Raw genomic sequence first — 17,646 nt, forward strand, 5'->3', positions numbered from 1 at the left:
CGATACGGCGGCCGGTACCGTTTTGCACCCGGCGGGCGGACGCTCACGCATGTACGACGACATCCTCCTCCCCGTGGCGCCGGGCGGGAAGGGAAACGACGCGATTCCGCACGCGAAGAGCCTCGCGGAGCGGTACGACGCGACCGTGTACGTCGTCTCCGCGATCGACACAATCGCGCAGACGCTGCGCGGTCCGCAGGCCGGCGCGTTCGCCGAACGCGTCGAGGACGCGGCCGAGGAACGGGTCGAGACCGTGACGGCGGAGCTGGAGTCTGCCGGCGTCGACGTGGTCGGGAACGTGATCCGCGGCGAGCCCGTCGACGTCATCGAGAACGCGATCGGGGACGTGGGCGCCGACATCGTCGTGATGCCGAGCCACACCCGCTCCGGTCTCCAGCGCGTCCTGCTCGGCAGCGTCACGGAGAAGGTGGTCCGCGTCTCTCCCGTCCCGGTTGTTACCGTGCCGATGGCCGACCGCGAGGAGGATGCGGACGCCGCGGAGCGTGCGAAGGACGCCGGGAACGCGGGCGACGGCGCCGGCGCGGAGTGACCGACGCCTCGAAGCGGGCGACCCGCGCGTTCCGAGTCGCGTACGACGGCCGCGCGTACGCCGGCTTCCAGCGGCAGCCCCACGCGACGACCGTCGAGGGAACCCTTCTGCGGGCGCTCGCCGAGCACGGAATTCTCGATCGCGGTGACGGGCCGACGCACGCGACGCCGCCGGGGTACGCCGCCGCGGGGCGAACCGATGCCGGCGTCTCCGCGGTCGCGCAGACGGTCGCGTTCGCGGCGCCCGACTGGCTCACCCCGCGGGCGTTCAACGGGCACCTCCCCGGTTCGGTCCGCGTGTGGGCGGCCGCAGACGTGTCGGAGGGGATCCACGCGACTCACGACGCGGTCCGGCGGACCTATCGGTACCACCTGTACGCGCCGGCCCGCGGCGAAGACGTGGGCCACGGCTACGGGACGGATCGCGACCACGCAGTCGACGACGACCGCGTCCGCGACGCGCTCGCCCGGTTTTCGGGCGAACACGACTTCCACAACCTGACGAGCGACGAGACCGGGACCGTCCGAGACCTGACCGCGACCGCGACCCGGGAGGGCGACCTCCTCGTCGTCGAAGTGAGCGCCGGGGGGTTTCCGCGGGCGCTCGTGCGCCGGCTCGTCGCCGCGGTCCGCGCGGTCGGCCGCGGCACGGCCGACCGTTCCCTGATCGACCGCCTGCTCGCCGCCGAACCTGTTCCCGGCGAACTCGGGGTCGGCCCCGCGCCGCCGGAGCCGCTGGTGCTCTGGGACGTGGACTACGAGGGCGTCGCGTTCGAGACCGATCCCGAGGCGGCCGAAAGCGCGCGTATCGCCTTCGGGGAGCGCTATCGGGACGCTCGACACGCCGCGGCGGCGACGGGCGCGATACGGGACCGAATCGCGGGAACCGACACGACCGAATAGGCGGCTGACCGCGCTACGCCGCCTGCTCCCCGCCCGGCGTCTCCATACCCTCGACGCGGACCAACAGGGTGTTGCCGTCGACGTGAGTCGCGTCGACGACTCCCGAGAGCCGGAGCCCGCTCCCTGGCGTCGGGCCGACAGTCACCCGGTCGCCGGTGTCGAAGGAGCCGACCGGGCCGCGGATCACGAGTTCCGCCCGACACAGTTCGGGATTGGCGACGCTGGAGAGGTCGATCTCCTCGACGTTCACTCCCTCTACCGGATCGCCCTCGCGTTCGACGGGCGTGCTGGCGGCGTCGTCCATGCGCTCGACGCCGAGCGTCTCGTAGGCCGCGTCGGTCGGGACGTACCCGCCCTGCGGCCCGGCGACGCCCTCGACCAAGCCGATGTCGCGCAGGCTCTGCATCCGGTTCCGAACCGTACCGGCGTTGCGGTCGATCGACTCGGCGATCGCTCGGCCGCAGACCGGCCGATCCGCGTTCTCCGCGAGGTTTACGAGCGCCGTGAGCACCCGTCTCTGACTGCTCGTGAGCTGTATCGTCGACATAGTCGCATCGAACAAATTTTGATGTATAAATGTTTGGTTATTTCTCCCTTATATTGTTTATAAAGAATGTTCTGACTAAATATATTCCTATCTAGCTCAAAATCTGCCTTTTCTACTCGTGTATATCAAATTTCTAGTTCTGACAGAGATATAGTTGTCTTTCGTGGATATTCTGCGTACTAAATAGACGTTCAGGATAGAATTCATAGAAAAACAGATCTTACACTGCGTGATATGGGTAAGTCCTTAAATAATTCACACCGTGAGTATTTACCCGTTCGTTCGGAAGCGACGGGCGAACATGAGCTTTCGAATCGATGCCCGCAGGTGTTCACGGCGCACACGGGTCACGGGAACCGCTCGAACCGTCCGAGGATCGAGTGCTTCGAGCGGACCGCCCCCGAACCGACCGCTCTCGGAGCCGCCGTCCGGGGGGCGCACCGATGGGTGACTCGCAGTCGACCGCGTTCGAGCCGGAGGCGATACCCGACCGGTCCGCGGCTGCGACGGCGAGCGGAGACGATTCGCCGGCCGACGATATCCCCGACGACGCCGTCGACCTGCTTGACGCCCCTGACCCGGCCGCGGAGCGCGACCGGATCCGAACGTTCATCGACGACGCGGTCGCGGCCGCGAACGCGGACGGACTAGTCGTCAACATGAGCGGCGGCCTCGACTCCACAGTCACGGCGGCGCTGGCGGTCGAGGCGCTCGGCGCCGACCGCGTGTACGGGTTGATCCTCCCCTGTAACAAGATCGGAGCGCCGCACGCTCGCGACGCCGAGGCGCTGGCGGACGCGCTCGGGATCGAGCACGACACGGTCCACCTCCAGCCGCTGTTCGCGCAGTTCGGCGCGGTCGCACCCGACCGGTTCGACCTCCACGACGAGCCGATTCGTTCAGGGAACGCGATCGCCCGGCTCCGGATGGCGATGGCGTACCTCGCCGCCAACACGACGAATCGGCTCGTCTGCGGGACGACGAACCGGAGCGAACACTTGCTCGGGTACGTCACGAAACACGGCGACGGCGCCGCCGACCTGCTGCCGCTCGGGCACCTGTACAAGACCGACGTTCGCGCGCTCGCCGACGAGCTCGACGTGCCCGAGTTCGTCGTCGAGAAGCCGCCCACCGCAGGCTTTCTCCCCGGACAGCGCGATGCTGACGACCTCGGCGCCCCCTACGACGTGATCGACGCGGTGTTGCGGCTCGGGGTCGACCGCGAACTCGACGCCGAGGCGATCGCGGAACGGCTGGGCGACGACGCCGACGAGGAGACGGTCGCGGACCTACTCGCGCGTCACCGCGCCTCAGCGCACAAGCGCACGAGTCCGCCGATGCCGACGGGACGGGGGAACTGATTCACTCCCAGCCGGCCGGCCAGAGGTCGGCCGCGCGCATCCCCGTCTCGAAGTCGGCCTCCCTGAGCGCCGCAATCAGGTCGTCGCGATCGAGTCGCGGCGCGTCGCGCTCGGGAGCCGCGAACTCGGCGACGAGCAGCGCGGTGAGTATCGCGTGCTCCCGGACGTTCCGGTCGTCGACCTTGTCGCGGGTGTCCGCGTGGGTGTGTCCCCAGCCGCGTCCCCGGTCGCCGGAGTCGCTGTGGAGCTGGAGCGCCGGCACCCCGCGTCGGACGAAGGGCCACTGGTCGGAGAACGGGTGCGGCTCCGCGTCCACCGCGATCGGCTGGTCGGTTCCGGTCGACACCGCCTCGGCGACCGACGCCGCGGTCTCGGAGGCATGCGCCAGCGCCACGAGGTCGCGGAACCGCCCCGCGCCGTCGACGTTGACCACGCCCTTGACCCGGTCGAGGTCGACCCGCTCGGCCAACTGCTCCGCGCCGAGTAACCCGACCTCCTCCGCGCCGACCGCGACCACGTCGACGCCGATCGGGAGGGCCGCCTCCGTCAGGATCTCCGCGGCGGTCGCGACGGTCGCGATCCCGCAGCCGTTGTCGAGCGCGCCCTCCGCGATGTCGTGGGCGTCGTAGTGCGCGAGCAGGAGCAGCCGCTCGTCGGTGTCCGGACCCGCGCGACCGACCACGTTCCGGCTCTCGCCCGGCAGCGTCGACGCCTCGACTGACAGCTCGGCGGTCGCCGCGGGGTCGGATTCGCTCGGGACCCCGCCGCCCCCGACGGCCCTGCCGCCCCCGTTACCCCCGCCGACCGCGTACTCCCGGAGCCACGCGCCCGTCTCCTTCGAGACGCCGACGGCGACCGCGTCGGCCTCCTCGCCGAAGGTCAGCGCTCCCGTGGGGGGTAGCTGGCCGTCGAGGTGGTTGACGAAGACGAAGCCGACCGCGCCCGCGTCGAGCGCGTAGCCGAACTTCTCCATCCGGTGGACGAATCGCCCGCCCTCCGGGGTCGTCGTCGACGCGACCGCGATCCGCCCCTCGACCTCCCGCTCGTCGATCTCGGCGGGCGTGCCGTATCCCACGTCCACGAGTTCCCCGGAAACACCCCCCTCGGGCGAGTAGGGGAGCGCGAGCGCCTCGAACTCGCGGGTCGCCGCCGCGCCGTCGCGTCCGGGCGCAGTCACCCGGAGCGTCGCGTCCCCGCGCTCCCACGCGTCCATCTCGAACGCCCTCGTCTCGACCTCGGAGAGCCCCGCGCGCTCGAACGCGTCGGCGACGATTTCCGCGGCCCGGCGCTCGCCCTCGCTGCCGGCCATCCGGCTCCCGATCGCGGTGAGGTCGGTGAGGAAGCGCCGCGGTTCGCCGTCGGTCCATGCCCGGCCGAGCGCCGGCGCGAGTTCGGCGCGTCGCTCGAGGACCCGCTCGACGGCCGCCGGATCAGGCGTCGCGTCCGTCGCGTTCGGCTGTGAGTGCATGGGGACGAGTCCGCCGGTGGCGGGTTAAGGGTGTGGCTCGCGGCACCGGAAACGCTACGTTCAAGTGTGAAGGTTCGGAACATTCGAGTGAGCACCGTTGGTCCAGTGGTAGGACATTAGCTTCCCAAGCTAATAGCCCGGGTTCAATTCCCGGACGGTGCACTTCACTTCGTTCGTGCACCGTCCGTACCCCCGCTCGCAAGCTCGCGGGGGTCCCGGACGGTGCATTTCTGTGGCGAGCAACACCGCGAGCCGTCGGGTTATCCGTGAGCGAATTGGACCCGCTCACTCGCGCTACGTGCTCACCACCCGGCGCAGACCGTACTCGACGCCGCCAGTGACCAGTGCTGCCCCGAGGACGACGACCCACCCGATCAGGTACCAGCCGAACGGCGTCGGGCCGACCGGTGCGGGGATCACCTCCGGTGCGACGTACACGGACCACGTCCCGTACGCCGACGCGACGAACGCGACGGCAACGACGATTGACGGGGCGACGAGTCGGTTCTCGACCAGAAGCACCACCGGAACGGCTCCGAGCAGGAGGCCGCCGAGGGCGACGTACGCGAGAAACGGATTCGCGGCCCACGAGAAACCGAACCACACGGAGAGCGCTCCGCCGACGATCAGGTGTGCGAGGCCGGCGAACAAGCCGATTCCAAGCGCTCGACGGGAGGGGGCGAGGGCGACGTTCGCGGGAGACATGGCGATCCGTTGCGCGATACCGATTGTAAAACCCACCGCGCGCGAGGATGCCCGTCAGAAGATGTTCGCCTGCCCGTACACCGAGATGCCGGTGTCGGTGATCTCGTACGGCTTCGACTGCCGCGAGTGGTTCGCGTCGCGGATCTTCTGGATCTCGACGGCGAGGCGCGTCTCGCGGAAGTCGGTGCCGCGGATGTACTGGAGCACGAACACCGCGTCGGTGAGGTACTCGACGATCCCGTGGCGGGAGGCGTAGGGGTTCCTCTCGCTCGCCTCCGAGGTGAGCAGGGTCGTGACACCCGCCTCCTTCAGCGACCGGGTGAACCCGAACACCTCGGAGCGGCGCTTCGCCGGGTGGTCGTACATCATCTCGAGGAGGGAGACGGAGTCGAGCACCAGCCGGTCGGCGTCGAACTCGGCGATGAGCCGGACGAGGTCGTTCCGGATCGACGCCAGCGAGTTCGCCATCTCGATCGGGTCGATGGCGACCACCGCGAGCCGGTCCTCGTCGGCGTGCTCGCGGAACGACCACCCCTTCTCCTCGGCCGTCGCGAGGATCGACTCGCGGGTCTGTTCGAGGGTGATGTAGATCCCCTTCCGATCGGACTCGAGCGCCTCGTTGAGGAACTGGAGCGCGAACGTCGTCTTCCCGGTCCCGGCGCCGCCGATGACCGACAGCAGCGAGCGACGCGGGACGCCGCCGAGGATCATCTCGTCGAGCCCTTCGATTCCGATGTCGGTGCGCTCGATCGACGACTCGAACTCGTCGGGGTCGACGTCGAACCCCGGCGACGCCTCGCCGCTCTCTGCCCCGTCGAACTCGCCGAATCCGACATCGTTCGAGCCTCCCGAGTCGCCCGCGGCGTTCCCCCGGTACCCGCCGAAGGGGTCCGTCGACTCGCCGGTCGGCCCACTTCCGGTCTGTCCGCCGCCGGTCGGCCCGCCACCCTCGCCGCCCCCGCCGCCTCCGAAGGGATCGTCCTCGCCGAACGAGCCGCCGCCGAACCCACCTCCGGAGTCGGTCGGGTCCGCAGTGTCGCTTCCCGCGGATCCACCGCCGAAGGGATCGTCCTCGCCGAACGAGCCGCCGCCGAACGGATCGGACTCGGCCTCGTCGCCGTTCTCGTCGGCGGACTGCGACGGGTCGTCGGTGGACGAATCGTCTCCGAACTCGCCGTCTCCGAACGGGTCGCCGTCCCCGGACTCGCCGCCTCCGGGACCGTCGTCGCCGAGGTCACCATCGCTGAGGTCACCCTCATCGAGGCTGCCAACGACGTCTCGAGACGGGTCGCGCTCCCCCTCGCGGATCCCGCCGAACGGGTCGCTCCCGCGCTCGTCGTCGGGCTCGCCTCCTCCCTCGGGTTCGGACGCCTCACCGTCCGCGTTCTCGCCACCCGCCTCGTCGTCCGCTCCGGCTTGGTCGCCGCCGGACCCGCCGTTCTCCCCGTCGTCGACCGCGTCGCTGTCCGCGTCGGCGTCCCGCAACGCGCGCTCGAACCAGTCGTCCTCCTCGCTCATGGTTCCAGTCGGCCGTGGGGAGTCGACATGGTTCCCGCAAGGCGGGCGGGCGGCTTGAAACTTTCCGGAACCGCGGTCCGATGTCCGCATCCTTTTGTCCGGCGGCGAGAATCGGTGGCGCATGGAGGTCGGAATCGTGGCGCGGAAGGGGAGCGAGCGCGCGGTCGCCGTCGCCGACGAGCTGCGCGACGCGGTCGCCGACGCCGGGGCGTCCGTCTGGCTCGACGCGGAGACCGCCGACGCGCTTGGCGAACCGGCGGTCGGGCGCGAGGTCGCCGCGCTCGCCGACTGCGACCTCGCGGTCGCGGTCGGCGGCGACGGAACGTTCCTCTTCGTCGCGCGCAACGCCGGCGACACCCCGATCGTCGGCATCAACCTCGGAGAGGTCGGCTTCCTCAACGCCGTCCCCCCGGAGGCGGCCGCGGAGGCCGTCGTCTCGGAGGTCGAGGCGTTCGACCGCGGGGAGATGGACGTGCGGGAGGCGCCCCGGCTCGCCGCCCGGACCGGCGACTGGACCTCCGTCCCCGCGGCCAACGAGATCGTGATCCAAGGCGACCGACGCGGCCCCGGCGCGGGGATCGACTACGAGGTCCGCGTGGACGGGAGCCGGTACGGCGGCGGGCACGCCGACGGAGTCCTCGTCGCGACGCCCACCGGCTCGACCGCGTACAACCTCTCGGAGCGAGGACCGCTCGTCCACCCGACGGTGAGCGGGCTCGTCGTCAACGAGATGGCCGCCGACGAGGGGATGCCACCGCTCGTGGTCGACGCCGACGCGACCGTGACCGTGGCGGTCGAAGGCGTCGACGAGCTCGTCGTCGCCAGCGACGGGCGAAACGTGACGACCCTCCCCGCCCCGGCCGAGGTGACCGTCGAGCGATCGACTCCCCCGATGCGGATCGCCGGCCCGCCCTCCGACTTCTTCGAGGCGCTCGGGAAGCTGTCGTGAGCGGGTCGACGCGAAGCCGCCCGGCGTCCCGCCTTTGATCTCCTCGACCGACTCGCAAGCTTCAACCGCCAGTCGGCCACATCTCCCGTCCATGTCGCTTCCGATCGGGTTGGCCCCGTTCGCGAACCAGTCGCGGGCCGCCCATGCCGGCGTCCTCGTCGGCGGCGCGGTCGCCTGCCTGCTCGCCTACGTCGGCGCCGCCGCGCTCTTGTTCGAACTCGGCGCCCTCGATCACGGGACGCCGGACGGCCCCCGACGGGTCGCCTCCGCGGTCGCGTCGATGGCCTGCTGGGGGTTCTACGCCGCCGCGTTCGTCCGCGGCAGGGGCGGACCGGTGACGGACGCGTTCGTCTACCCGGTCGCGACCGTGGCGCTCGTCCCGACCGCGTTCAGGTGGGTGGCGTTCGAGCCGGCGTGGGACGCGTTCCGAGACCGGATCGCTCTCTTCCTCTTCCGGCCGGGACTGTTCGTCGACGCCGCCGCGCTGGTCCTCCCCGGCGTCGCCCTCGCGGCCGTCCTGCTCTCGATCTGGGCAACCCGCCTCGACGAGTCCGCGATCGAGACGTGGCAGCGCGAGCACCTCTCGGCGGAGTTTCGCCGGGAGTTCATCGAGGAGTAATCTGGTTAAAAAGACGAGACGCTCCACAAAGCGTTTATCGCCCGAGAGAGCACGACCGTCCGTGAACCGCCGAACCGGCGTCGTCGGATACGTGCTCGCGGGAGTCGCGGTAGCCGCGTTCGCGGCGCTCGCGTGGGTCATCTCTCCCGACGCCGTGCTCGGGCCGCTGACGTGGCTCGCCGACGACCCGGTCCGGTTCGGCGCCGCGCTGGTCGCGCTGACGGCGATCAGGCCCCTCCTCGCGTGGCCGACCACCCTGCTCGCCGTCGTCGCCGGCTTCGGATACGGGTGGGCCGGGCTCCCCCTCGGCGTCGTCGCGATGGTGGTGACCGCACTTCCGCCGTACTGGCTCGCACGCGCCGGGCGCGTTCGAGCCCGCGAGGGCTCCCGGGTCGCCGACCGGCTCTGCGGCGCCGGCGAGCGACTGACCGAGGCAACTGGCGGCGTTCGAGCCGTCACCGCGACGCGTCTGCTGCCGGTCCCCTCGGACGCCGTCTCGGTCGCCGCCGGCGGGTCCGGGATCCGGCTCCGATCGCTGCTCCTCGGTACCGCCCTCGGAGAACTCCCGTGGGCGGTTATCGGCGTCGCGGTCGGGGTCTCAGTCACCCGGCTCGCCGACGGCGGTGCCGCCACGATCGATCCGACCACACTGGTCGCGATGGCCGGTTTCGGGGCGCTGTTGCTCGCCGGACCGCTGTATCGCACGTTTATAAGAGATCGCGCGTCGTCGACCGCGTGACCGGTGTGGCCACGGCGCAGGTCGTCTCGCGCCCTCGCGTTGAACGAAACCCGACCGTCCCGTCGCGGTTTACCGCGTCGGGACGATCGAACGGGTCGTGTGCCTCTGACAGGGGGACCGATGCGAGCGTGCATTCCCCTGGTCCCCGAATCCCGGGACCGCTCCCAGCCCTGACCCCGAAGCGCGCGGTCGTTCGGACCGTGGCTTCAACGGGGGACCGAGGGGAACGCGACGCGCCGCCGGCTACTCCGTCTCGTTGCCGCTCTCGTCGCTGTCGTCGCCACCTGTCTCCTCGTAGTCGACCTCGATCCCGCTCGGAACCGGACGCAGGAGGTACCGCCCGTTCCCGCGCCGGACCGGAGCGAAGTCGGCGGTGAACACCGTCCGGGTGTTCTCCTGAATGTCGAACTCCGCGTTGAACGTCAGCGGCGCGTTCCCCGGACGGTCGACCTCGGCGTCGTCGCCGCCCTCCAGGGTACCCTCGACGTTCGAGATGTTCAACTGGAGGAACCGGTACGTACCGACCGACAGCTCTCGCTCGTCGATCAGCTTCGTCTCCCCGTTCTGCAGCTGGACGAGGTCGGCCTCCTGGGGCTCGTCGAACTCGAGATACTCGCGGCCGGCGGGTTCGCCGTCGTCATCGTCGTCCTCCTCGTCGCTTCCGTCGTCGGTCTCGTTGCCGTCGGTGCTACTGGTGTCGCCGTCGGTCGCGTTCTGGCCGTCGGTCGCGTTCTCGTCGTCCGTCTCGTTCCCGTCCGCGCCGCTCTCGGCGCCCTCGGGGCCGAGCCAGATCCCCTCGACGGTGACCACGAGCGACTCGAAGTCCCCGATGTCGGCGGGCTGGTCGGTGACGGCGGTCGCGAGCGTCCCGGTCGCGCGACCGACGCAGCCGGCGAGCCCGGACACGCCGAGCGCGGCGGCGCCGGTCGCCTGCAGGTACGTCCGCCGGTCGAGCGCATCGAGGTCGGGCGTGCGGTCCGTCACGTTATGCCTCCCCCTCGTCCGTGTCGGCCCCGTCGCCCTCACCGGCACCGTCGCCGGCCACGTCGCTCACGTTCTCACCGAGGTCGTCGACGCCGCCGGAGAGGAAGTCGTTCACGCTATCGAGGATGCCGCCGACGAAGTCCGGCACCTGGTCCGGCAGGTCGCTCGGCGGCCCCGCGTCACCCGGCGCGCCGTCCGGCCCGGGCGTCGCCGCGACGGCACCGGCGGCCGCGCCGGTCCCGATCAGTACCACCGTGGCGAGCGCCACGATCAGTGTCGTTCGGATCGCGTTCATGACGACTCCGGCTCGGGCCGCTGTCACCTTTAATACCCCAAGCCGTTCACCCGAATTACGCCCGATTTAACTCGGTTTAATCGCCGGAAGGCGACCTGACGAGACTGTTCCGGCAAAACGAGCGGTTATTTATAAAAGAAGCAGCCGATCGGTCGCGGTCGACATCGCTGGCGCAGACCGCGCCAGCAACGAGCTTCGGCGCGCGCGGCAGACCGGATCGATTCCGAAGGGATCGATCTCGCTAGGGTTCTCGCTCGCTCAGGGCTCCAGCCGGTTCGGGTCGCGCGGGAACATGATCGCCTCCTTGATGTTGTCGAGGTCGGCGACCTTCTGGACGAGCCGGTCGATGCCGAGCCCGTAGCCGCCGTGGGGCGGCGTGCCGAAGCTGAGCGCCTCGATGTAGAACTCGAAGTTGGCCGTTTCGACGCCCTCCTCCTCCATGACCTCGACCATGCGGTCGGCGTCGTGTTCGCGCTGGCCGCCCGAGGAGAGCTCCTGACCCTTATAAATGAGGTCGAACTTCCGCGAGGCGATGTCGTCGCCCTCGACGTCCTGCATGTAGTAGAACTTCTCGTCGGGGTAGCCGACGACGAAGAACGCGGGGTGTCCCTGCTCCTCGAAGTGCTCGCCGAGCAGCTTCTCGCCCTTCGTGTCGAGATCGGTCGGGTCGTCCGGGAAGTGGCCGAACTCGGTCTCGAGGATGTCGAGCGCCTCGTCGAAGGTGATCCGCGGGAAGTCGTCCTCGGGTACGTCGAGGTCGACGTCGAGCAGGTCGAGCTCGCGCTCGGCGTTCTCGGCGACCTCGCGGAGCGCGTGGCGCAGCGACTCCTCCTGAACGTCCATCACGTCGTCGTGGTCGTCGATGTACGCGAGCTCCACGTCGAACATCGAGATCTCGGAGACGTGGCGGGAGGTCGCGAAGTCCTCGGCGCGGAACGCGGTCCCCGTCTCGTAGACGGCCTCGTAGCCCGACGCCATCAGCATCTGCTTGTACAGCTGGGGGCTCTGCGACAGGAACGCGTCCTTGTTGTAGTAGAGAATCGGGAACAGCTCGGCGCCGCCCTCCGCGCCGCCCTTCGAGATGAGCGGCGTCTTGATGTCGACGAACCCCTCGTCGTCGAACCACTCCTCCATCGCCGTCATCAGCTTCGAGCGCAGGGTGAACACCGCGAGCGTCTCCGGCTTGCGGAGGTCGAGCGCGCGGTTGTCGAGCCGGGTCGAGAGGTCGACCTCGATGTCCTTCGAGATCTCCAGCGGGAGCGGGGAGCCGGCCTCGTCGATGACTTCGTACTCGGTGGGCGCGATCTCGACGCCGCCGGGCGCCTGATCGCTCTCCAGCGGTTCCCCCACGACCCGGACCACGTCCTCGGCGCCGACGTCTTGGACGGCCTCGAACAGTTCCGGCTCGCGCTCCTCCTTGAAGACGATCTGGATGAGTCCCTCGCGGTCGCGCACGATGAGGAAGACGAGGCCTCCCAGGTCGCGGATTTCGTGGACGTGGCCGGCGATGGCGACCTCGTCCGCGTCCGGTTCGACGTCCGACGTGTGGATTCGATCGATCATGACGGGGGTTGCTTACGCGCAACTGGTCGGGCGTTCGTCATAGGCCTGTCGTCTCACCCTCGCCGGAACCGGCCGATATGGGTCATCTGCGCGGGATTCGCGGTTGCCGCCTGTCGAGTCGCCTCCCATCTGTAAAATGTTCGGTAGCATTTCACACGGTCGCCATAGATTTAATAACCACCCGACATACCGAAGCGGTAACGGCGCTCTGCGCCGCCGGAGTCCACGTATGACCCGCTTCCGTTCCACCGCCTCGGCGTCCGCCGCCCTCGTCAGCGGCGCGCTCCTCGGCTGGAACGGCTACGGGACTCCGGAGACACGGTCCGTCCGCCCGACCGCGTGACGCGCGTCGGCTGGGGAGTTCCCCGCGGGACGGGCCGCATCCCGACTTCTCCAGCCGTCGCTGTGTCGCTCGTCGGCCGCCGACTACCGACCACCGGGCGCGACCGTACCCCTCGCGAGCGTCGGGTCCGCCGTCGAAGGTGGACTCGCCCTCGAGGCCGCGGACCGGTCCGTGCCGCGTTCGACTCGCGGCGAGGGGATATGGCAGCAGCCATCCACTCGCAGACCGTAGAAGCGACCGTGACGGTGCGCGTCTCGCAGGCCGCCGCCGGCGACCTCGCCGCCGGCGCCCGCGCGCAACTGGAGCAAGTCGACGGCGTCGACGTCCAGAATCTGTCGATCGCCGGCCTCCAGCCCGGGCTCAACGACACCACGGTCGAGGCGGTCGCGACCCTCTCGGTCCCGGACGCGGACCGGCCTTCCGAGCGGGTCACCGAGCGCGTTGCCGACCGGCTGGCCGACGGGTTCGGCGTCGAGCCGGAGCGGGTCGAGCGGGTCGAACCGCCGGGGTGACCGGGGGTCGCACCAGTTAGCGTCTACTCCTCTCCGATCCGATCGCGAACCGCGCGCTCCGCCCGACGGAGCACGTCCCGGATCGGGAGGCCGGTCGCCTCGGCGACCGCGGCCGCGTCGTCGTACTCGGCGCTCACGTCGTAGGCGTCTCCCTCGGCGGTCGACGCGACCTTCACCGCCACCTCGTAGTCGTCGCCGTCGATCGAGAGAACCGCCGTCTCGAAGTCGCGCTCGGCGATCCACCGGTGGCTCGCGCCGGACTGGCGGACCCCCAGCGTCCCCGTCTCGCGGGCGAGCCGCTCCGCGACCGCCTCGGCGTCGTCGGGCTTGCAGATCACCTTCACCAGGTGGCCCGGACGCGACTTCTTCATCGTGGTCGGCACGACCGTCACGTCGCGGGCGCCGGCGCGCTTGAGTGTCTCTTGGAGCCCGCCGAGCACCTCGGGGTCGGCGTCGTCGAGGTTCGTTTCGAGGACGGCGATGTCGTCGCGGACGAGGGCGTGGTCGTGAGGGTGAGCGCGATCCTCGGCGTCCAGCTCGCCCCCCTCGCCGACCAGCACCCGGAGCACGTTCGGATGGCTCTCGAAAGTCGCGTCGCCAGCCCCGTAGCCGGCGGCGTCGACATCGAAGTCGGGAAGCGAATCGGCTCCCTCGGCGACCGCGGCGAGAATCGCGGCGCCAGTGGGCGTGAGCAGTTCGCGGTCGATCGGCCCGCCGACCACCGAGAAGTCGGCGCCGGCCGCGATCTCGGTCGTCGCCGGCGCCGGGACCGGGTAGACGCCGTGGCTCATCTCGACCTCGCCGCCGCCGGTCGCCACCGGTGTCGTCACGACCCGCTCGGGATCGAGGTCGTCGAGCAACAGCGCCGCGCCGACCACGTCGGCGATCGCGTCGTCGGCGCCGACTTCGTGGAAGTGGGTCTCGTCGAGGTCGGTTCCGTGCATCGAGGCCTCGGCGCGTCCGAGGCGCTCGAAGGCGTCAAGCGCGACCGACTCGACGGAATCGGGGAGGTCCATCGACTCGACGAGCGCGACGACTTCGGGGTAGCTCCGGTGGACACCGGCCCCCTCGGCGTGTTCGAGGCCGTCGTGAGTGTGGGTGTGCTCGGAGCCGTCGTGGGAACGTTCGTGGGTGTGGTCGTGCTCGTGCGAGTGGCCGTCGTCGTCGCCATCGCTGCCGTCACCGTTTCCATCGCTGCCACCGCTTCCGTCGTCATCGTCGAGGAGCACGTCGACGGTCGTCGCCCGGATCCCGTTTTTGGTCGTCTCGCCGACCTCATACCGGACCGGGAGCCGATCGGTCACGGGGGAGAGGACTCCGGGGTCGGCGCCGGCCGCGATCAGCGCGGCGCAGATCATATCGCCGGCGGCGCCGGTCCGGCCGTCGAAGACGAGCGTTCGCATGGCCGATCGGAGGCCACCGCGAGACAAATACTCCCGGTATCCGACTCGCCGGCGACGCGCTCGGGTGTGACTCTCCGAACGACCACCCGCCCGGTTCTTTCGGGATGCGCAAACCTGTTCGTTTAACCCGTCGTGTGTCGTTGTGGTCTGTATATGGTTGAGGTCTTACTTCTCGTCGGATTCGTGGTCGCGGCGTTCGTCGGATACAACATCGGCGGCGCGACGACGGGGCCGGCGTTCGGACCGGCGGTCGGCGCGGACGTGATCTCGAAGTCGGGCGCCGCGGCGCTGATGTCGATCTTCTTTTTCATCGGCGCGGGGACCCTGGGACAGCGCGTCGTGACGACGCTCGGCGAGGACCTCGTCACCGGCGGCAACGTGTTCACGCTGGAGACGAGCATCGTCGTCCTCTTTTTCATCGGCGGCGCGCTGTTCGTCGGCAACTTCGCGGGCGTGCCGGCGTCGACGTCGATGACGGCAGTGGGGGCCATCGCGGGGCTCGGGCTGGCGACCGGCACCCTCGACCGGGCCGTGATGGGCGAGATCGCCATCTGGTGGATCGTCGCGCCGATCATCGGGTTCTGGGTCTCCGGCGTCGTCGGCCGGTACTTCTACCCCGCGATCGACAGCTGGGTGGCGATCGAGAGCACCGACGGCGCGCTGTTCGAGTTCGACCGGTCGGGGATCGTCCCGAAGCCGGTCCCGGGCCCGAACACGACGCGCCGCGAGATGGTCGGCGGGTTCGTCGTCATCGCGATCGGGTGTCTGATGGCCTTCTCCTCGGGCACGTCGAACATCGCGAACGCGATCGCCCCGCTCGTCGCGCTCGACAACGTCGAGATGACACCGATGATCCTCCTCGGGAGCGCCGCCGTCGCGGTCGGGGCGTTCACGATCGCGCGCCGGACGCTCGACACGCTCGGCAACGACATCACCGACCTCCCGCTGACCGCGGCGATCGTCGTCGCCTGCGTCTCCTCCGGGATCGTCATCAGCCTCTCGGCGGTGGGGATCCCGGCGTCGTTCGTCATCATCGCGACGATGTCCATCGTCGGTCTCGGGTGGGGACGCGCGACGCGGACCGTGACGGTCAAACAGGGGATCAGCGGCGAGAAGGAGCCGAAAGTCTCCGTCGGCGCGCTGAAGGCCGACGAGACGGGACCGATCGGCGAGGGCGACCCGTCGGACATCCCCTCGGCGTCGGACCTGTTCAATCCGAGCACGAGCGCGCGCGTCGTGCTGATGCAGAACGTCGTCCCGATCCTCTCGACGGTCGGGGCGCTCGTCACGTTCACGCTCCTGTTCCGGTTCGTCTGGTGAGGCGCGAACGCCTTCCTCTCACCCGCCCGCCTACCGACCGAACCGGCGCTGGCGGTCCTGGAAGTCGAGGACCGCCCTGAGGTAATCCCGCTTCCTGAAGTCCCGCCAGTTCACGTCGGTGAAGTAGAGCTCCGCGTACACCGACTGCCAAATGGCGAAGTCCGAGAGCCGCTCGGCGCCGGTCTTGATCACGAGGTCCGGCTCTTCGGGGAACACCAGCCGGTCCGAGACGTCGTCGGCGTCGATCGACTCCGGATCGAGGTCACCGTCGTCCACGTCGACCGCGATCTCTCGGACCGCGGCCGCGAACTCGGCTTTCCCGCCGAGCCCGACCGTGATTCGGATCGGGGCGTCGCCCGGTCGCCCGTCTCGGTGTCGCCCTTCCGAGCCGTCTCCGGAGTCGATCGCGTCCCCGCCCAGCGTCGCGTCCTCCGGCCCACGAACGACGAACCGTCGGGGGGCGTCGATCTGACGGAGCTCGCGGACGAGCGTCGGGACGACGGCCTCGTCGAGCACGGACACCGAGACGGTGACGCGCGCCGCGCCGTACTCGAAGGCCCACCCGAGCGCTGCCGACAGCGTGTCGAACGCGCCGTCGGCGAGGAGGTCGCGCTCGGTGATGACGATCGCGACGTGTTCGGGCGGGTCGCCGTCGTGGAAGCGGTGGCGGACGGCGAGATACGTGTCGTACAGGCCCACGTGGGAAGGTCCCGGCGCGTGGTATAAAAGTTCACGTCACCCGGAACGTCATGACCCTGAGAGAAGCAGCGCCGACCGCAGTACTCCGGCCGGTCGCGCCCGTCGACGAGGGGTTTAATTCGCCCTCTGCCCTAGCACGGTCGATGGCAGACAGCTACCGCGGGGTGTTCGGTGCGATCCCCTACGCGATCCGCGAGACGGAGTCGTGGACCATGCGCGTGTACGGCGTGATCGGCGCGCTCGCGGCCGGGCTGATCTCGACCGTGGTCGCCCTCGCGCTCGTCGTCTGGATGGCCGAGACCGCGGAGGTGCAGGGCGGGACGTTCCTGTTCTCGCGGTCGCTGTACGTGATCGCCGGATTCGCTGCGGTCGCGCCGCTGCTCGCGCCCCTGCTGTTCGTCGCACGGCGGCACCGTCGTGGCGACCCCGTGAAGCCGGGGTACGACCGAAACCTCGCGTACGGCGGGTTCCTGTTCCTCGTCTCGCTGTACGTCGGGCTAATCATCTCTGCACCGGCGGAACTCCGCGAGCCGACCGAGTCCGCCGTCGTCGGCGCCCTCTACGGGCTCCCGCAGATCGCCGGCATCGCGCCCCCGATCCTCGCCGCCCTCGTCGTCTTCGCGATCCACTACCGGCTTCGGGGGAGCGAGACGACCAACGCGACCGACCCGCCCGACACCGACACCCCTTAGTCGGACGCTCCCGACAGTCGGGGTGCGGTGGGATGGCAGAGTGGCCCATTGCGCCGGTCTTGAAAACCGGTAGCCTCACGGCTTCCTGGGTTCGAATCCCAGTCCCACCGTCAGCGCGCGGCGCACTCCGCGCCGCGCGCGTCTCGTGCAGGGATTCGAAGCCTGCGAGTCGCAGCGCCCGAGCATCGCGAGGGCGACCGTCTCGCATCGGTTCGAATCCCAGTCCCACCGTCAGCGCGCGTCTCGTATACGCTGGGAAACCGCTTTCAGCCACATCTGGGCTCGATGCCGAGAGCGATCGGATCGTCGTCAAGCTCCCGTGCCGGCCTGAACCGCGAGCCAAGCGCTCTCGACCCCTCTCGTTCGAGGTTCCTCACGTCCGGTGACGCGTGGTACCGCATGACTCATTATCTTTAACAGGTTTCCGAGCCATGTTACTGACAGGTGATTTAACGATGAGCTACGAACTCGATCCGC

At 69.7% G+C, this 17,646-nt stretch carries 18 protein-coding genes and 2 tRNA genes; 11 read left to right on the forward strand and 9 right to left on the reverse strand.

Going from position 1 to position 17,646, the window contains the following annotated elements:
• Nucleotides 1-49 precede the first annotated feature (49 nt).
• A complete protein-coding gene (locus ACP96_RS14385) occupies nucleotides 50-550 on the forward strand; it encodes a universal stress protein (RefSeq protein ID WP_050033831.1) in 501 nt (166 codons plus the stop codon).
• The gene (truA, locus tag ACP96_RS14390) at nucleotides 547-1,452 is read left to right on the forward strand and encodes a tRNA pseudouridine(38-40) synthase TruA (protein ID WP_050033832.1); all 906 of its coding nucleotides are present in this window, start codon (nucleotides 547-549) and stop codon (nucleotides 1,450-1,452) included. Before ACP96_RS14385 ends, truA begins: the two co-directional genes overlap by 4 nt.
• A gap of 13 nt (nucleotides 1,453-1,465) precedes the next feature.
• On the opposite strand, the gene ACP96_RS14395 is transcribed toward truA, so the two are convergent.
• Complete coding sequence (locus tag ACP96_RS14395) at nucleotides 1,466-1,999, reverse strand: Rrf2 family transcriptional regulator (RefSeq protein WP_050027144.1); 534 nt, start codon at nucleotides 1,997-1,999, stop codon at nucleotides 1,466-1,468.
• A 443-nt stretch (nucleotides 2,000-2,442) separates the two neighbouring features.
• On the opposite strand from ACP96_RS14395, the gene ACP96_RS14400 reads away from it, so the two are divergent.
• A complete protein-coding gene (locus ACP96_RS14400; RefSeq protein WP_050033833.1) occupies nucleotides 2,443-3,360 on the forward strand; it encodes an NAD+ synthase in 918 nt (305 codons plus the stop codon).
• A gap of 1 nt (nucleotide 3,361) precedes the next feature.
• Here the strand turns inward: ACP96_RS14400 and ACP96_RS14405 are convergent, their stop codons facing one another.
• Nucleotides 3,362-4,828 carry a M28 family metallopeptidase gene (locus ACP96_RS14405; protein WP_050033834.1) on the reverse strand — a complete coding sequence of 489 codons (1,467 nt, stop codon included), beginning with the start codon at nucleotides 4,826-4,828 and terminating at the stop codon, nucleotides 3,362-3,364.
• Nucleotides 4,829-4,919: 91 nt separating this feature from the next.
• Between ACP96_RS14405 and ACP96_RS14410 the strand changes: the two genes are divergently transcribed.
• Nucleotides 4,920-4,990, forward strand: a tRNA-Gly gene (locus ACP96_RS14410).
• 132 nt (nucleotides 4,991-5,122) lie between these two features.
• On the opposite strand, the gene ACP96_RS14415 is transcribed toward ACP96_RS14410, so the two are convergent.
• Together ACP96_RS14415 and ACP96_RS14420 are read right to left on the reverse strand one after the other, a co-directional pair.
• Nucleotides 5,123-5,533: a hypothetical protein gene (locus ACP96_RS14415; protein ID WP_050027188.1), complete on the reverse strand. Its 411-nt coding sequence runs from the start codon at nucleotides 5,531-5,533 to the stop codon at nucleotides 5,123-5,125.
• Between the two features lie 54 nt (nucleotides 5,534-5,587).
• Nucleotides 5,588-7,051: a KaiC domain-containing protein gene (locus ACP96_RS14420; protein ID WP_050033835.1), complete on the reverse strand. Its 1,464-nt coding sequence runs from the start codon at nucleotides 7,049-7,051 to the stop codon at nucleotides 5,588-5,590.
• 121 nt (nucleotides 7,052-7,172) lie between these two features.
• Here ACP96_RS14420 and ACP96_RS14425 point away from each other — a divergent pair, with 121 nt between their 5' ends.
• From ACP96_RS14425 to ACP96_RS14435, 3 genes are all read left to right on the forward strand, one after another.
• A complete protein-coding gene (locus ACP96_RS14425) occupies nucleotides 7,173-8,000 on the forward strand; it encodes an NAD(+)/NADH kinase (RefSeq protein WP_050033836.1) in 828 nt (275 codons plus the stop codon).
• Nucleotides 8,001-8,091: 91 nt separating this feature from the next.
• Nucleotides 8,092-8,619: a hypothetical protein gene (locus ACP96_RS14430; protein WP_050033837.1), complete on the forward strand. Its 528-nt coding sequence runs from the start codon at nucleotides 8,092-8,094 to the stop codon at nucleotides 8,617-8,619.
• Nucleotides 8,620-8,680: 61 nt separating this feature from the next.
• The gene (locus ACP96_RS14435; RefSeq protein ID WP_050033838.1) at nucleotides 8,681-9,358 is read left to right on the forward strand and encodes a TVP38/TMEM64 family protein; all 678 of its coding nucleotides are present in this window, start codon (nucleotides 8,681-8,683) and stop codon (nucleotides 9,356-9,358) included.
• Nucleotides 9,359-9,601: 243 nt separating this feature from the next.
• On the opposite strand, the gene ACP96_RS14440 is transcribed toward ACP96_RS14435, so the two are convergent.
• From ACP96_RS14440 to aspS, 3 genes are all read right to left on the reverse strand, one after another.
• On the reverse strand, nucleotides 9,602-10,342 hold the full coding sequence (locus tag ACP96_RS14440) for a DUF4382 domain-containing protein (RefSeq protein WP_050033839.1): 741 nt from the start codon (nucleotides 10,340-10,342) through the stop codon (nucleotides 9,602-9,604).
• Between the two features lies 1 nt (nucleotide 10,343).
• Entirely contained in the window at nucleotides 10,344-10,637 is a 294-nt protein-coding gene (locus ACP96_RS14445; protein WP_050033840.1) for a hypothetical protein, read from the reverse strand.
• Between the two features lie 258 nt (nucleotides 10,638-10,895).
• Nucleotides 10,896-12,200: an aspartate--tRNA(Asn) ligase gene (aspS, locus tag ACP96_RS14450; protein ID WP_050033841.1), complete on the reverse strand. Its 1,305-nt coding sequence runs from the start codon at nucleotides 12,198-12,200 to the stop codon at nucleotides 10,896-10,898.
• A 543-nt stretch (nucleotides 12,201-12,743) separates the two neighbouring features.
• Here aspS and ACP96_RS14455 point away from each other — a divergent pair.
• Nucleotides 12,744-13,055, forward strand: a complete 312-nt coding sequence (locus ACP96_RS14455; protein WP_050033842.1) for a hypothetical protein — start codon at nucleotides 12,744-12,746, stop codon at nucleotides 13,053-13,055.
• A 23-nt stretch (nucleotides 13,056-13,078) separates the two neighbouring features.
• On the opposite strand, the gene larC is transcribed toward ACP96_RS14455, so the two are convergent.
• Nucleotides 13,079-14,458: a nickel pincer cofactor biosynthesis protein LarC gene (larC, locus tag ACP96_RS14460; protein ID WP_050033843.1), complete on the reverse strand. Its 1,380-nt coding sequence runs from the start codon at nucleotides 14,456-14,458 to the stop codon at nucleotides 13,079-13,081.
• Between the two features lie 153 nt (nucleotides 14,459-14,611).
• Here larC and ACP96_RS14465 point away from each other — a divergent pair, with 153 nt between their 5' ends.
• Nucleotides 14,612-15,778 carry an inorganic phosphate transporter gene (locus ACP96_RS14465; protein ID WP_050033844.1) on the forward strand — a complete coding sequence of 389 codons (1,167 nt, stop codon included), beginning with the start codon at nucleotides 14,612-14,614 and terminating at the stop codon, nucleotides 15,776-15,778.
• A 30-nt stretch (nucleotides 15,779-15,808) separates the two neighbouring features.
• On the opposite strand, the gene ACP96_RS14470 is transcribed toward ACP96_RS14465, so the two are convergent.
• A complete protein-coding gene (locus ACP96_RS14470) occupies nucleotides 15,809-16,477 on the reverse strand; it encodes an undecaprenyl diphosphate synthase family protein (protein ID WP_050025862.1) in 669 nt (222 codons plus the stop codon).
• A gap of 143 nt (nucleotides 16,478-16,620) precedes the next feature.
• Here ACP96_RS14470 and ACP96_RS14475 point away from each other — a divergent pair, with 143 nt between their 5' ends.
• Together ACP96_RS14475 and ACP96_RS14480 are read left to right on the forward strand one after the other, a co-directional pair.
• On the forward strand, nucleotides 16,621-17,169 hold the full coding sequence (locus ACP96_RS14475; protein WP_050025860.1) for a hypothetical protein: 549 nt from the start codon (nucleotides 16,621-16,623) through the stop codon (nucleotides 17,167-17,169).
• A gap of 26 nt (nucleotides 17,170-17,195) precedes the next feature.
• Nucleotides 17,196-17,279, forward strand: a tRNA-Ser gene (locus ACP96_RS14480).
• The last annotated feature ends 367 nt before the right edge of the window (nucleotides 17,280-17,646 follow it).

Origin of the sequence: Halorubrum halophilum (genome assembly GCF_000739595.1) — an archaeon.
GTDB lineage: Archaea > Halobacteriota > Halobacteria > Halobacteriales > Haloferacaceae > Halorubrum > Halorubrum halophilum.

Bases quoted from the DNA above. Each gene is read 5' to 3' on its own strand.
- ACP96_RS14385 (WP_050033831.1), top strand. From the start codon at position 50: ATGTACGACGACATCCTCCTCCCCGTGGCGCCGGGCGGGAAGGGAAAC.
- ACP96_RS14395 (WP_050027144.1), bottom strand. From the start codon at position 1,999: ATGTCGACGATACAGCTCACGAGCAGTCAGAGACGGGTGCTCACGGCG.
- ACP96_RS14400 (WP_050033833.1), top strand. From the start codon at position 2,443: ATGGGTGACTCGCAGTCGACCGCGTTCGAGCCGGAGGCGATACCCGAC.
- ACP96_RS14405 (WP_050033834.1), bottom strand. From the start codon at position 4,828: ATGCACTCACAGCCGAACGCGACGGACGCGACGCCTGATCCGGCGGCC.
- ACP96_RS14415 (WP_050027188.1), bottom strand. From the start codon at position 5,533: ATGTCTCCCGCGAACGTCGCCCTCGCCCCCTCCCGTCGAGCGCTTGGA.
- ACP96_RS14420 (WP_050033835.1), bottom strand. From the start codon at position 7,051: ATGAGCGAGGAGGACGACTGGTTCGAGCGCGCGTTGCGGGACGCCGAC.
- ACP96_RS14425 (WP_050033836.1), top strand. From the start codon at position 7,173: ATGGAGGTCGGAATCGTGGCGCGGAAGGGGAGCGAGCGCGCGGTCGCC.
- ACP96_RS14430 (WP_050033837.1), top strand. From the start codon at position 8,092: ATGTCGCTTCCGATCGGGTTGGCCCCGTTCGCGAACCAGTCGCGGGCC.
- ACP96_RS14445 (WP_050033840.1), bottom strand. From the start codon at position 10,637: ATGAACGCGATCCGAACGACACTGATCGTGGCGCTCGCCACGGTGGTA.
- aspS (WP_050033841.1), bottom strand. From the start codon at position 12,200: ATGATCGATCGAATCCACACGTCGGACGTCGAACCGGACGCGGACGAG.
- ACP96_RS14455 (WP_050033842.1), top strand. From the start codon at position 12,744: ATGGCAGCAGCCATCCACTCGCAGACCGTAGAAGCGACCGTGACGGTG.
- larC (WP_050033843.1), bottom strand. From the start codon at position 14,458: ATGCGAACGCTCGTCTTCGACGGCCGGACCGGCGCCGCCGGCGATATG.
- ACP96_RS14465 (WP_050033844.1), top strand. From the start codon at position 14,612: ATGGTTGAGGTCTTACTTCTCGTCGGATTCGTGGTCGCGGCGTTCGTC.
- ACP96_RS14475 (WP_050025860.1), top strand. From the start codon at position 16,621: ATGGCAGACAGCTACCGCGGGGTGTTCGGTGCGATCCCCTACGCGATC.